At 40.3% G+C, this 14,289-nt stretch carries 17 protein-coding genes; 6 read left to right on the forward strand and 11 right to left on the reverse strand.

From position 1 onward, the window contains the following. The 10 genes from WSC_RS25310 to WSC_RS22770 all read right to left on the reverse strand — a co-directional run. Positions 1-957: HAL/PAL/TAL family ammonia-lyase (locus WSC_RS25310; RefSeq protein WP_040394491.1), on the reverse strand; the 957-nt coding region annotated here is incomplete at its 3' end. A gap of 17 nt (positions 958-974) precedes the next feature. After that, positions 975-1,955: an LpxL/LpxP family acyltransferase gene (locus tag WSC_RS0113210; RefSeq protein ID WP_016956411.1), complete on the reverse strand. Its 981-nt coding sequence runs from the start codon at positions 1,953-1,955 to the stop codon at positions 975-977. A gap of 2 nt (positions 1,956-1,957) precedes the next feature. Next, on the reverse strand, positions 1,958-2,695 hold the full coding sequence (locus WSC_RS0113215) for a glycosyltransferase family 2 protein (protein ID WP_016956412.1): 738 nt from the start codon (positions 2,693-2,695) through the stop codon (positions 1,958-1,960). Continuing rightward, entirely contained in the window at positions 2,692-3,045 is a 354-nt protein-coding gene (locus tag WSC_RS0113220) for an ApeI family dehydratase (protein ID WP_016956413.1), read from the reverse strand. The genes WSC_RS0113215 and WSC_RS0113220 overlap by 4 nt, the downstream gene beginning before the upstream one ends. After that, a complete protein-coding gene (locus tag WSC_RS0113225; protein WP_016956414.1) occupies positions 3,038-4,357 on the reverse strand; it encodes an AMP-binding protein in 1,320 nt (439 codons plus the stop codon). Before WSC_RS0113225 ends, WSC_RS0113220 begins: the two co-directional genes overlap by 8 nt. Next, positions 4,335-4,805 carry a COG4648 family protein gene (locus WSC_RS0113230; protein ID WP_016956415.1) on the reverse strand — a complete coding sequence of 157 codons (471 nt, stop codon included), beginning with the start codon at positions 4,803-4,805 and terminating at the stop codon, positions 4,335-4,337. Before WSC_RS0113230 ends, WSC_RS0113225 begins: the two co-directional genes overlap by 23 nt. Before the next feature lie 105 nt (positions 4,806-4,910). Continuing rightward, a complete protein-coding gene (locus tag WSC_RS0113235; protein ID WP_016956416.1) occupies positions 4,911-5,153 on the reverse strand; it encodes an acyl carrier protein in 243 nt (80 codons plus the stop codon). Between the two features lie 13 nt (positions 5,154-5,166). Beyond that, positions 5,167-5,421, reverse strand: a complete 255-nt coding sequence (locus tag WSC_RS0113240; RefSeq protein ID WP_016956417.1) for a phosphopantetheine-binding protein — start codon at positions 5,419-5,421, stop codon at positions 5,167-5,169. Continuing rightward, positions 5,414-6,178, reverse strand: a complete 765-nt coding sequence (locus WSC_RS0113245; protein ID WP_016956418.1) for a lysophospholipid acyltransferase family protein — start codon at positions 6,176-6,178, stop codon at positions 5,414-5,416. Before WSC_RS0113245 ends, WSC_RS0113240 begins: the two co-directional genes overlap by 8 nt. A gap of 18 nt (positions 6,179-6,196) precedes the next feature. Next, a complete protein-coding gene (locus WSC_RS22770) occupies positions 6,197-6,928 on the reverse strand; it encodes a beta-ketoacyl synthase chain length factor (RefSeq protein ID WP_016956419.1) in 732 nt (243 codons plus the stop codon). A 139-nt stretch (positions 6,929-7,067) separates the two neighbouring features. On the opposite strand from WSC_RS22770, the gene WSC_RS0113255 reads away from it, so the two are divergent. Next, the gene (locus tag WSC_RS0113255) at positions 7,068-9,056 is read left to right on the forward strand and encodes an oxidoreductase (RefSeq protein WP_040394545.1); all 1,989 of its coding nucleotides are present in this window, start codon (positions 7,068-7,070) and stop codon (positions 9,054-9,056) included. A gap of 20 nt (positions 9,057-9,076) precedes the next feature. Here WSC_RS0113255 and rsmI read toward each other — a convergent pair whose 3' ends face one another. Further along, entirely contained in the window at positions 9,077-9,925 is an 849-nt protein-coding gene (gene rsmI, locus WSC_RS0113260; RefSeq protein ID WP_016956421.1) for a 16S rRNA (cytidine(1402)-2'-O)-methyltransferase, read from the reverse strand. Between the two features lie 87 nt (positions 9,926-10,012). Between rsmI and WSC_RS0113265 the strand changes: the two genes are divergently transcribed. The 5 genes from WSC_RS0113265 to WSC_RS24215 are packed head-to-tail and all read left to right on the forward strand — an operon-like array spanning position 10,013 to position 14,275. Beyond that, positions 10,013-11,854 carry a penicillin-binding protein activator gene (locus tag WSC_RS0113265; RefSeq protein WP_016956422.1) on the forward strand — a complete coding sequence of 614 codons (1,842 nt, stop codon included), beginning with the start codon at positions 10,013-10,015 and terminating at the stop codon, positions 11,852-11,854. Position 11,855: 1 nt separating this feature from the next. Next, positions 11,856-12,206 carry a YraN family protein gene (locus WSC_RS0113270; RefSeq protein WP_016956423.1) on the forward strand — a complete coding sequence of 117 codons (351 nt, stop codon included), beginning with the start codon at positions 11,856-11,858 and terminating at the stop codon, positions 12,204-12,206. Between the two features lie 6 nt (positions 12,207-12,212). Then, positions 12,213-12,797, forward strand: a complete 585-nt coding sequence (locus tag WSC_RS0113275) for a D-sedoheptulose-7-phosphate isomerase (protein WP_016956424.1) — start codon at positions 12,213-12,215, stop codon at positions 12,795-12,797. A gap of 1 nt (position 12,798) precedes the next feature. After that, positions 12,799-13,395: a BON domain-containing protein gene (locus tag WSC_RS0113280; RefSeq protein WP_016956425.1), complete on the forward strand. Its 597-nt coding sequence runs from the start codon at positions 12,799-12,801 to the stop codon at positions 13,393-13,395. Further along, positions 13,385-14,275, forward strand: coding sequence for a glucosamine kinase nucleotide-binding domain-containing protein (locus tag WSC_RS24215; protein ID WP_157447284.1), 891 nt, complete (start codon positions 13,385-13,387; stop codon positions 14,273-14,275). Before WSC_RS0113280 ends, WSC_RS24215 begins: the two co-directional genes overlap by 11 nt. The last annotated feature ends 14 nt before the right edge of the window (positions 14,276-14,289 follow it).

Below are 14,289 nucleotides of genomic sequence, written 5' to 3' on the forward strand. Positions count from 1 at the left end.
AATAATAGGGTTGTCGTTAGCACTGTTTAATTCGTTTTCGATTAATTGTTTAAACCATGGCAATGAATCTTGTAATACACCGATCACGTGCGGTGCACAGCGAATTGAATATCTATCTTGTAAGCGATGTGAATTGCGTGGATGTTTGTGATGATTTAAATCGTGTTGGATCCAGCTGGCAATTTGTTGCTGACCTTGGTGCGGTTTAACACTAAACAAAATATCATCAAAGTGATTGCTGTTACCTTTTAATGCAAGGCTAGCCATTGCGGTAACACGCGTCATTAACTTAGATAAATATTCAGCGCGGTCGAAAGCTAAACAAGCCACAGCTGTCATTACAGCTGTGCCATTCATAATAGCTAAACCTTCTTTTGGACGCAGTTTAATTGGTTTTAAACCTGCTTTAGCAAAAGCTTCAGCCGACTTCATTACCTCACCTTGGTAATAAACATCACGCTCACCAATTAATGCACCTGCCACGTATGATAGTGGTGTTAAGTCACCCGAAGCACCGACCGAACCTTCTTGTGGGATCACTGGAATAATGTCTTGGTTTAACATTTCAACCAATAAGTTAAGTAAGTCCCAACTAACGCCTGAATAACCTTGTGAAAGTGATACCAAACGGCTGGCTACTATTGCACGTCCTTGCTCGTGGTCGAAAAAGTCACCTAAACCACAGCCATGGAAACGGGTTAAGTGCATTGGTAATTCTTCTACCAAAGACAAAGGCACATCAACAGTACATGAGTCACCATAACCTGTTGTTACACCATAAATGTGCCCTTCTTCTTTTAATAGTTTGTCTAAAAAGGCCACACCAGCGTCAATTTTTTTCGCAAAAGTCGCATCACTTGATAACTTTGCAGGTGCCGATTTAAAAGCGATATTAACAATATCTTCAATTGAAATTCGTTGTGCCCCAAACTCGATATTCTTTGTTTCAGTATTCACTGATAGTACTCCAATACTTATTTTTTATGGTTTGGCTTTTTGTCTTCGTCTGCTTGAACACTGACCGTCCAAAAGTCAAAAAAGTTATACCATTGATATGGTGCTTTTAAGCAATAATAGGTTAAACGGCTGGTATATTTTTCCATTAACGCTTGGAAATACGCCGCTCGCTCTTTGCGTTTTACCTTAGTTGGTTCGGCAAACCGCTCAATATAAGTTGTATATCTACCAGACTGAGCATTTTTAATACAACTCATGAAAAATACCGGACATTCCATAATAGTAGCCAGTGCAAAAGGACCCACAGCAATTGGCGCATCCTTGGATAAAAATGGCACATACTGGACACTTTCTGGATTGTTCACTGAAGTTCGGTCCGCAAAAATAACCACAACTTCACCATCTTCTATTTTTTGTTTAAGTTTAATTGTGTCATCAGGACCAAAATCATTGATGTGAACAAAGTTAATTGCGGCTTCAGGGTTTACTTTTTTTAAGAAATTATTAAATGACGGCGCATGCTCATTGTAGGTAATAACATTGAGTTTTTTCTTATTAGCACCACAACTGAAAATTGCCCGGCAAATTTCCATGTTACCTAAATGGCTACTTAACACGACAGCACCACCAGCACTGGTTAAATCAGTGAAAGCGGCATGATCAGCTATCTCGATGTCGTCTAAGCCAATTTTGCCTAACCAAGCGTCAAACTTGTCAACTATGGCAAAACCAAATTGCAAAAATAGTTTAAATGCATGTTTGTGCGTTTGCCAATAACCACTGCGCTGGCCACCTTGGGTGATTTCCACTTGCTGCCAATAGTCTTGAATTGCTTTACGTGCGCGTCCACCGGTTAAGTAGAAGTACAACATCACTGGGAAAAAACAAATTTTGAAAAAACTTTTACCCAAAATTTGATAAATCCACACCAATACTTGGATACCGGCAAAACTGCCGCGCTCTTTCATTTTGGACCAGTGAAGTGCTTTTTCTGCCATGACTAACCTTTAAACTTGCGCATAATTAACTGCGGGATGCGTATTAACATGCCAAAAAATAATCGTGTATGCATTTTTGAAATCAATACATTATCGCGCCATACGTTAAAGTGAGATACGCCATTTTCAGGGTAAATAACTTTGGTTGGCAAAAACTCTACATCACAACCTTGCCAATACAAACGCACCATAACTTCAATGTCATAGTCCATACGTTTGCCCAAGTTGACTTTGTCAACTAACTGACTATATGCGGCAAGAGGGTATACTCTAAATCCACACATTGAATCTTTAATTTTTAACGACAAGGTTTCAATATGTACCCAAATATGAGTGAAATAACGGCCGTATAAGCGCCCTTTCGAAATGGAGTCATCGTAAACAGGCTGGCCACTGATTAAAGCTTGCGGCTTTTGTTTAGCCAATTCAATTAATCTGTCTATGTCAGCTAAGTTGTGTTGGCCATCTGCGTCTACTTGTACCGCATGACTATAACCTAACTTAGCCGCCAACACTAAACCGTCATGTACTGCAGCACCTTTGCCACCATTTTCGGTACGAATATGCAAAGTAACATTGGCAAAACGCTCTGCAACTCGTGCAAGCACTTGTTTCGTTTGCTGATCACTACCATCGTCAACTAAAATAATCGGCAGCTCAAAACGCTGCAAGTCAGCTATTGTTTGTTCAATAACTAGGTGATGGTTGTAATTGGGGATAACAAAACAGAAGTTACTCATTCGCCAAACTGCACCTTACCTGATGCATGTTGGCCATGCTCCGACTGATAACTAAAGCTATATTTATTCGGTTTTATTTGCTTTAAGGTTAAGTCTAATACGTATTCTGGCTGCACAATAATTTGAAACTTTAAGTTGGAAAAACCCTGAAAGGTTTTGACATCTGCCGCAAAAAATTCAGCTAAATATTGCATTACCCAATGGGTTTGCACCACGCCCGGTAAAATAGGAGCTGAGTTAAAATGCCCCTGAAAATAATATAAATTAGCCGGTACACGCAATTTCAAATCGACCTGTTGCTCAGTAACCTTTTGTGAAAGCAGCTCTGCCTTGTATACAAAATCAGTCAAAATACGATTCCATTTGTTGTTTATTTAATTTGCCCTGCGCATTATAAGGTAATGCGTCTATATATCTAAATTTTTTTGGTGTCACTACAGGTTCAAACCATTGTTGTAGATATCGACGAAGCTGTTGGTCAAACTTAAACTTGCCTAGCTCAGTTAATTCTTTGCAGCCTTGCTCTGTTAAAACCATCACAGCTGCAAGTTGTTGGCGATTTTTTGACTGTATTGGCAACACGTAAACGTCATTAAAATAGCTGCTGGCTGCTAGTTTTTGTTGTAAATCATCTAAGCTGACACGCTTTTCTTCAATTTTAACAACACGATCAACTCGGCCTAATAATTTAAATTTTTGCCCGTCAACAAGCTCGATTCTATCGTCAGTTAAATAGTGTGGTTGGACAATATAAGGTGAGTTAACCACCAGCCTTTGTTCTGCTTGATTTGCACACACTTCAACACCAGCAAACGGCTGCCACAAAGCACTATGCTCACTGCCATCATACTGACGCCAAGCAATACCACCCGTTTCTGTACTACCAAATACTTCAGTGACACGGCAAGACATAGGCTCTGAAAACGCTAGGTTTTTCTGCATATCGAGTGGGCCACCAGAGGAAAAAATCTGCAAGAACTTGTCTGCAACCGCAGATAAAACATTGTCAGCAACCAGCCTATGAATATGCGCTGGGCTGGTAATCAACACAAGCTTCTGCTGAATATCAGCCACCGCATTAACCATATGCTCTGGGTATTCATAAGTTTGGCTCAATAATTTATGTCCACAAACTAACGGCCACAATAATTTGAACAGCATGCCATAAATGTGTTGATGAGAAACAGTTGAAACAACACAAATTTGTTGTGGTGAATGGCTGAAAGTTTGTTCAAGCGTTTTAACTTCTGTGACTAACTGATTAAAGCTTTTATGAATACATTTAGCCGAACCAGTCGAACCAGAGGTAAAAAAATCAATTTGCGCATCAAGCGGTAATTCAATGTCGCTTATTTGACTGCTGTTTTGCTCTAGTTGTAATTGCGCAGAATTAAAAGTAGTTGCACCTGTCAGCTCAACAATTTCGCTCACTTTGCTCGCTTGATTGCTCGGAGGCAACACAATACGTTTGTGTTCAGTAATCAGCGCAAATATGCAGGCTGAAAATTTAAAAGAGTCTTTATTAAACAATAGCCAAGTGTCGGCTGGGCTAGCTTGGATTAACTTGCGGCTAGCCTGATAGTATTGCATCCATAACTGGCTGCTTTCACCTGCTGCGGCAAATTTAAATTGTTGAGGGTTAAGGATTAACTTCTGTTTCATGACGCTTTTTGTACTGAATTCGTACAATCCATTCAATTGCAAACAACAAACCACAGAGCAAATATGATAAAAAGCCGTTATAGATTAGCCAATATTGCCCCTGTTGATAAAAGATCGTCCACGCTGCGACGCTTGCATTTATCAGGAAAAATCCACTCCAAACTTGTGTCACTTTAGTCGTATAGCTGAGCATACTCGGAGTGGCTTTTTCTTTTAGCTGCGCGATAAGCGTAATAACCGCTGGCGGTTTATACAATGAATATAAAAAAACAGCAGCCAAGCTTAAATTGATAACCACGGGATAAAATTTTAATGCCCATTGAGAATCAAACAAACCACCGAGTGCAAATAAGATAACGGCACTGATAGTTGCAAGTTTTAATGCGGGAGGAGTGTTTTTACCAGAGGTTTTAAATAGACGGTATCTTGTGACAACAAGCACCAACATAAGTAGGCAAATCCATTGCGCCGAAATACTCTGAATACCAAAATATACTAAAAATGGATAGGCGAGCAGAATTATCGCCAATATTGCTCGCACTATCATTGAAGGTTAATTTAATAGTTTATGTAAAACTTCTATCAAATCATTAATGGTACGCACTTGTTTAAAGCTTTCAGGTTCAATTGATTGACCCGTTGCTGCTCTTAACTTAACCATTAAATCTACCGCGTCTATGCTGTCGATATCCAAATCTTGATAGATGTTAACCTCTTCGGTAATGTCTTCTGGATCAATTTCAAACTCATTGACCAGAATGTCTTTAACCATTGAAAAAATTTGTTGTTGATTCATTTGTTCTAACCACTTATTGACAGCTACGGATAAACTCACATAAAGAATTTACCGAATAAAAATGTTTTTTACTTTCTTCTGAATTACCGTCGATTTTTACATCGTAAGCTTTTTTAATCGCAACACCCAATTCAAGAGCATCAATTGAGTCTAAGCCTAACCCATCAACAAATAATGGAGCATCGTCTTCAATATCTTCAGGCGTAATATCTTCTAGGTCTAAGGCTTCGATAATTAATTCTTTTACTTCTAGATTTAAATCAGCCATGCGCTTGCATTTCCTTTCTAATATATTTTTCAATGTCTTTTGTTAACAAACGAACTGATTTAGCATCACTATCCGTTTGGCTATAATCTTCAACCTGATACTCAGGTAAAACCACTAACTTTACGTGCACACGTGTTGGGCTAACTTGATACCAAGATTCACCTTTAGTTAGTGTAGTTGGCGACACATATATCAATACAGGCAAAAAGTCTGCATTGGTTCTTACCGCAATATTACCTGCCCCTCGTTTAAAGCTAGGTAATTTCCCTGGTGTAGTTCTTGTTCCTTCAGGGAACACTACTAGGTTTGCACCTGCCGACAATGAGTCTTTGCAAGCTTGAATAAAAACTTCGGGATCTGTGTCGTTTGTTATATAACCCGCACTCCTGACGACCCCACCAATAAAGGGCGCGCGCCAAAGCGCGGATTTTACCACACAATCTGCATTTTCTAATAACGAAATTAACACAACTACATCAATTAACGATGGATGGTTGGCGATAACAACCTTTCCTTTCGCTTGTTTAAGTCTCTCAACATGAGTGACATCTAAAGAAATAATACGCATAAAACGCATATAACTCACAAAACCTTTAAAGATATAGTGGATCATTTTGCGGGTAAATTTGATTCGAGTCGCCCCTTTGGGCGTACATAAGCGAATAATTGGAAATACAGTTAAGGTTAAAATCACCCCACCTAAATTAAAAAATAAAAAAGCACTGCCGGTCGCTAATACTCTGTACGCATACAACATCTTTGGCCCTTGTAATTATTATTTGCCAATGTTTAATGTCCAAATTGAACGACCAGAATTCAGTTTACATTCAGTCGAATCACCAAAATAGCTGGCTAAAAATGCCAAAGGCTGGTAGCAATCATCTTCACTAACTTGTTCTGTTTGTACTAATTCACAAGCTGTACCAGCGGTTGCACTTAATAATAACGCAACTGAACAAGCGCACTCACCACTTTGCACATAAGGCTTGTAATATTCAGGGATATCATAGTCAGAGTAAACGTACAAAATACGCTCTAAGTTATTTGCTTTGAGCTTGCACGCAGCATCAATTAAACCAGTAATAAAGCTCTGTTCACCAGCGGCTACTGCTGTCATCGGCGCTTTGTTTTTAGTGAATATGCTGTACAAACCAGCCACAGCATTGTGTACCGATAAACCAAACTGAGTGGGCGACAAACCCTCTTGCTCAGCCACATTTTCGATCAATAAAGCAGTGCGTTGAAGGTCGCCGTGGCGCGATGAAAAAACCGTATCTATATGCTCAGATGATAACTCAGCACATACATCTAATGTGGTTGCTAAAGTGATTTTTGCATAAGGGCTTAACCTACGTCTTTGCATGGCTGGCACTTGTTTTAAAGCTGGCATCACTGCATTTTCTATGTCTATTTTTTTTGTGTTTTTTGCCCATGCAGTAAAATCCTGCGGGGTTTCCACCCCAGGCAACCAAGCAGCACAGCGCTCGATGTTAAATGCCAAACTCATTTTTATCCCCCAAAAATTTATGCAGACGAATATTACAAAACAGTCTGATTTGGATCAACTTATCCATCCCCAGTGGGGCTAGTATCGAACCGGTATTTGGGTATAAACTACGGCTTTTCGACACTGTTTAATGGCAAAAATGCAATATCCTCATCTTTTTTCAAGTTATCAAATTGGCTCAGTGCAACTTAAAAACCGAGTGATCATGGGCTCAATGCACACCAATCTTGAAGAGCAAGATGAAGGATTTGACCGTTTAGCCGCTTTTTATCAAGCCCGTGCCAAAGGTGGGGTAGGATTAATTATCACAGGTGGTGTATCACCAAACAAAGCAGGTATTCTCGCGCCTAACCGCGTGGTGTTTGATCAGCCAGAGCAAATTGAACAACACCAGAAAATAACTCAAGCGGTCAGCCAATTCGATTGTAAAATTTGCATGCAAATATTGCATGCAGGGCGCTATGGTTATCATCCCGATATAGTTGCGCCGAGTAAATTACAAGCGCCGATGATCCCGTTTGAGCCAGCCGAGTTGACTGAGCAACAAATAAATCAACAAATAGACGACTTTGTAAACTGTGCCAAACTCGCCGAGCAAGCCGGTTACCACGGCGTTGAAATAATGGGCTCTGAGGGTTATTTAATTAACCAATTTATCTGTGCCAAAACCAATCAAAGAAGCGATGATTGGGGTGGTAATTTAACCAAGCGCATGCGCTTTGCATTAGACATTGTTAAACGGGTAAAAGCTAGCTGTCACAAAGATTTTTTAATAATTTTCCGCCTTTCATTAATTGATTTGGTTGAACAAGGCAGTCCGTTTTCTGAAGTGATTGAGCTGGCAAAACAACTAGAGCAAGCAGGTGTTGATATACTCAATTCTGGCATTGGCTGGCATGAATCGCGTATTCCAACCATCGCGGGTGTCGTGCCACCGGCTGCTTTCGTTGCGCCCACGGCCACACTAAAACAACATATAAATATTCCAATAGTTGCTTGTAACCGCATTAATACCCCTGAACTTGCAGAGCAAATTTTACAGCAGCAACAAGCAGACTTTGTTTCGCTGGCGCGCCCTTTCCTAGCCGACAGTGAATTTGTCAATAAAGCAGCTGCAGGGCAAAGCCAGCTGATCTCCCCTTGCATTGCCTGTAACCAAGCTTGTTTAGATAGAATTTTTGAAAATAAAGTCGCCAGTTGTTTGGTCAACCCATTAGCTGGTCACGAAACACTATTTAATAAAAGCTGTACTAGTAAACTCAAGTTGGCAGTAGTAGGCGCTGGACCGGCTGGCATTATGTCAGCCATTACCGCGGCCCAACTCGGACACCAAGTGTGTTTGTTTGAAAAATCTGGTCAACTAGGTGGACAACTCAATTATGCGGCCAATGTGCCAGGCAAAGAAGACTTCAAACTGTTACTCAGTTATTTTGCCAATATGCTAAAACACAGCAATGTTGAAGTTAAACTTAACTATCAGGTAGAAGCTGAAGAATTAAACGCCTACCAACAAGTCATTATCGCCACAGGCAGCGCGCCTGTAATACCTGAAATATCTGGGGTCGAATATAAAAATGTCGCTACCTACCAACAGATTCTATCTGAACAAACAGAGTTAAAACAAAACATTGCCATTATTGGTACTGGTGGTGTGGCGATCGATACCTGTTTATATGCACTCAAACATCAAGACAAACCGCATAATTATTACCAACATTGGGGAGTAGATATTAACAACCAAAGTGGTGGATTAGTGAGTAAAGTCCCGACAAACAACATTCGCTCTATAACACTCACGCAAAGAAAAGTACGCAAACCCGGTACTGGTTTAGGTAAAACAACGGTTTGGATCCACAGACAAGAATTAAAAGACTTTGGTGTTAAAGTGGTTTCAGGTGCAAGCTACCAGAAGATTGACCAAGATGGATTACACCTAGCAGTGCGCAACAAAGACAAATTAGTGCCAGCTGAACAAATTATTTTATGTGCGGGTCAAATGCCACACACACCAAAATTTTTATCTCAGCTAACAGCCCCCTACCAAATTGTTGGTGCAGCCAAAGAAAACACTGTAATGGATGCGTATAAAGCGATAAAACAAGCTGTTGAGTTTGTTTACAGCTTGTAGATTTGCCTTAGAGATTCAAGTTATTTAATTGCTAATCCAGCCTCATATACAGCTTTTTTCTTTACCCCAAAAGTATCCGCGACTATACCTGCAGCAGCTTTTAACGGCATATATTCAACTAAGCTCCTTAACAGTTTTAAACACTTTTCATCCACTTCAGCTTGTGCCGAGCTACCCTCGAGCACAAGTACAAATTCACCTTTTAGTTGATTGGCATCATCAGCCATAATTTGCAAAATTTCCCCCACAGGTGCAGAGATAAAAGTTTCAAAGGTTTTGGTCAGTTCACGGGCAATCACCACATGTTTGTCTGCACCTAATACAGCTTGAATATCTTGTAAACAGGCGACAATTCTATGGGTTGATTCGTAAAAAACACTGGTCGCTGTGGTTTGTGCTGTTGTGGCAATCGCAGCTTGGCGCGCTTGTTTTTTAGCCGGTAAAAAACCACCAAAAAAGAATTGATCGGTAGCAACGCCAGCAGCAGAAAGCGCAGTGATAATCGCACAAGCGCCAGGAATAGGTACAACCTTGATATTAGCTTCACGACAGGCTTTAACAATGCGATAACCTGGGTCATTAATTAGCGGTGTACCCGCGTCTGAAATTACCCCTATATTGGCACCAGCTAATAATTGTTTAACTAGAGATTGTGCTTGTTGAGTTTCGTTATGATCATGATACGCAATACATTTTTTATCTATCGAAAAATGCTGGAGTAATTTATATGCATTGCGCGTGTCTTCAGCGGCTATCACATCCACCAAATTTAAAGTATCAATCGCTCTTTGGGTAAAATCCGCTAAGTTGCCAATTGGTGTAGCGACTACGTATAAAATGCCGCTTGTTTGCGCAGTGTGATCTTGCATATAGTTTACCTATATCATGTTATTTATTTTCTTGGCGTAGTAATATACCCGCCATGCGATTGAGATAATACAGTTATTCAGGAAAGAATGGACAAAGGTTTAAAAAAAGCGCTAATTGTTACCTGTCTTTTGGCTTTAACCGCCTGTGGCAGCACGCCAAAAGAAACAGCACAACCAATAGAAAGCAAACCTGAAGTGAGCCAGCCGGTCGCTGCACGTATTACTGCAGGCGCTTATTTATTGCGCGCGCAACAAGCACAAGATCAATATCAAGCAAGTATTTGGTATGTGCGTGCAGCAGATGCTTACCTTGAAGAACAACAAGTAACTAAAGCGCTCGCATTATTGAGTGAACTAGACGACCAATATTTAAGTGAATACATTCTAAAACAAAAGAAGCTGTTTCAAGCAGAAGGTTTAATTCATTTTCAACAATATCAACAAGCCTATAGCTTAATTGAGCAGATTGAACAATTACAAGGTTTTGAAAAGCGCCTCTTGCAGGCGAAAGCTATATCAGCGCAGCAAAGCAAACATTATTTAGTCGCGGCAAAAAATCAGATAGCACTGAAAAGTTATGTTGTTGCAGAAGAAAAACCGGCAATCAACGAACAGATTTGGGCTGACATCAACCAGTTAGCAGCGACAGCGGTTAAACATTTTCAAGAACCAAGCCAGCCAGAACTAACCGGCTGGTTAAAACTACTACAAATTACCCGCGCACATGCCAATGCACCCGCAACCATGCTGTTAAACATACGTAACTGGCAAGCGCAATATCCAAATCACCCTGCGGCTAATCAATTACCACAAGCTTTGTTAACAGCATTAGAAGTAAAAGCCTATCAACCGCAAAATATCGCGGTTTTGTTACCACTAACAGGTAAATTCCAAAAACAAGGTCAGTACATTCAACAAGGCATAGTTGCAGCTTATTACGAAAAACAGCGTTCCCATACGCCTAGCATAGAGTTTTTGGATACAAATACGTTGAATTTTGAAGCGTTTTTGCAAAACCAGCAAGAAACGGCTAACTACGATTTTATTATTGGCCCACTGCTTAAAAATAATGTTGAGCAAGTTAAATTAGCTAATTTATTAACCCCAACCTTATTTTTAAATGACTTAGCCGAAGGGCAGATAAGCGAAGCACAGCAATTTCATTTTGCCCTCGCGCCAGAAATTGAAGCAGAGCAAGCAGCAAGACACATACTTGCCCAAGGATATAAAAAACCTATTGTCCTTGCTGCAAATGATGCCTACGGCAAACGCATGAGCCAAGCCTTTGGCAAAATTTTCAGCGAAGAAACAGAACATCAAGTCGCGATTGGTTTTTTCAGCAATACAGATGAAATGGAAGCTAATGTAGAGAAGTTACTAGAAACCGCACAAAGTAAAGACAGAGTAAAAACCATAAAACAGCTGTTAGGCAACCCACAAGGTTTTGAAGCTGATGCGCGTAATCGCCAAGATATAGATGTAATTTATATTGTTGGAGACCCAACACAAACCCGTATTTTAAAACCTTATATAGACGTAAATACCGCGCCTTTTGCCGAGTTAATTCCTATTTTTGCAAGCTCGATAAGTTTTAGCAGTGCGTTAAACAATGCAGATTTACGCGATTTAGACGAAATTATTTTTAGTGACATGCCATGGATATTACCTGGGCAAGCAAACCGAAGTAAACTTGCATACCAAATGCAATTAGTTTGGGATAACCCAACTGATGCACTTTCGCGCTTTTTTGCATTTGGTTTTGATGCATACCAACTTATCGAGAACTTAGCGCAGATGAGAGTATTTCCGGGTTACACAATTGCCGGCATGACTGGTAAATTAACAGTCGAAAACAATGGAAAGTTACACAGGGAACTTAAGTGGGCAAAGTTTAACAACGGCCGAGTTGTAAACCTTGTTATGAAATAATATGAATAAAAGGCAAATAGGTGAACAATACGAACAAGCTGCAGCTAACTTACTCGCAAAACAAGGCATAAACTGTATTGCGCGTAACTTTAACTGCAAAATGGGCGAAATAGACCTAATTTGTCGAGATAATAACTGCTTTGTATTTGTTGAAGTGCGTTTTCGCCAGCAAAATAATTACGGCAGCGCCGCCGCCACTGTGAGTTATGCGAAACAGCGCAAAGTACAAAAAGCAGCCATGTTCTTTTTAAAACAACAAGGGCTTAACATACATCACACTGAAATGCGTTTCGACGTCGTCAGTTTTGATTTTGATGTATCACAACCCAACTGGATAAAATCAGCATTTTAATACACCATGCAAGAATTAATTAAACAAAGTTTTACTGAAAGTATTCACACAAAAATTGCCGCCCTAGATGTGTTAGCACCAATAGTGGAAAAAGCCGCTGAAACCATGCTGCAAGCCTTATTAGCTGAAAAGAAGATATTAACCTGTGGTGATGGCCTAGCCCATGCAACAGCTGGTATATTGGCAAATGCGCTTAACTATAAATTAGAACACGAGCGTCCGAGTTTACCAGCCTATGCGTTGGCCGCTGATGCAATGGCAACCTCGTTATTAAGTGACGACAACCAAGCTTATCAACAATTTGCCGGGCAATTACGCGCGATTGCCCAATCAGGTGACGTGTTAGTAGTGGTCAGCAGCAATTTAAACTCACCTGTGTGTTTACGCGCAATTGAAGCGGCACTTTCTAAGGACATGTTGGTCATAGCCTTAACTGGCGCTGATGGCGGTGAAATTGCTGGTTTATTGGGGCCAAACGATGTAGAGATTAGAGTGCCATCTGACAGCCCAGTAAGAACCCACGAAGTACATCAACTGGTTGTTCACAGCATTGTTGATGCCATTGAAAAAACTTTATTCCCAGGTATGTAATATGAAATCTTTTGTAAATATTGTTTTTGTTTTACTGCTAGCAAGCCAAACAACAGGCTGTGCAATTGCCCTATTTAGTGGAGCAGCAGCAACCACAGCCGCAGTTTCAGCGGATAGACGTGATTTAGATACCCAAGTGCTTGATCATGAGATAGAGCAGAAAATCGCCCGTGCAATTAACAATGAACCAAGTTTATTCGAACAAGCACATGTGAATGTAGTCAGTTACAACCGCAACGTGCTGTTAGTTGGTCAAGCCACCAGCGAATTTGTGCGCAATAAAGTATTAGACATTGCAGGGCAAAATACCGATTTAAGAGACATTTACAATGAAATCGTCATTGCTCAGCCAACATCGGCTGCACAACGCGCCAAAGATGCTTGGTTAACGACTAAGGTTAAAACCCGCATGTTGGCAGACAAAGAGCTAGATGGCCATCAAGTTAAAGTTTACACCGAAAACCAACAAGTATTTTTGATGGGTTTGTTAACTAAACGGGAGAAAAAAATTGCCGTTACCATAGCGCGTAATATGGATGGTGTGGAAAAAGTAATAGATGTAATTGAAACTAATGAGCAATTTGCCAGTGAAGGATAACTATATAATCGCCGTTGATGGTGGTGGCTCTAAATGTCATGTGCGTTTGTTTGAACAAACACAGCAAAATGCCATTGCCGAATATACTGGCGGCTCATGTAATTTTGCTTCAGACTTTAACCAAGCCATTGTCAATTTAGTGCAAAGCATAGAGAAATTATTACTCAAAGCTGACTTAGCGGAAAATGTGATAAAAAGTTGCACTGTGGCGGGTGGGTTTGCTGGGGTAAATTTGCCAAAAGTTTGCCAACGACTGTCTAATTGGCAACATCCTTTCAAAAAATTTCTGTTTACCACTGATTTACATTTAGCCTGTTACGCTGCCAATCAATCTTGCAATGGCAAAGCCATTATTACTGGAACAGGTAGTTGTGCAATTGCGACAAATGACAGCACAGAAGTGATATTAGGCGGTTATGGTTTTCAAATTGGCGACCAAGCCTCTGGTGCTTGGTTAGGTCGACAAGCGATAGAACAAACTTTATTAGTTTTAGATAACCTAGCCACACATAACCAGTTAAGTACGCTAGTTACAGAGCATGCAAATACTACAGACGCGACCCAACTGAGCCAGCTTTGGTATCAAGCGAGCCCCAGTCAATTCGCTGAATTAGCCCCTTTGGTTACAGGCTTAGCACACGAGAATGATCCCAGCGCTTTAACTATTGTCAACACGGCTATACTGTATCTCGCCAAGCTAATTGAGCAATTGAACCAGGTTCAATCAGGCTCAACTTATCTGTTAGGTGGATTAGCCAGTTTTTATTATCCAATGCTTAAAGAGCAATACAGTGTTAAGTTATCCGACCATCAACCAATCGCTGGTGCTATGGTTTTAATTGATAATCCGCAATTAAGTTTAAATGAAACATATGTTTAACAAACTAAACCTTG

The sequence above is a fragment of the Catenovulum agarivorans YM01 genome (genome assembly GCF_000281085.1).
In the GTDB taxonomy this organism is placed as follows: domain Bacteria; phylum Pseudomonadota; class Gammaproteobacteria; order Enterobacterales; family Alteromonadaceae; genus Catenovulum; species Catenovulum agarivorans.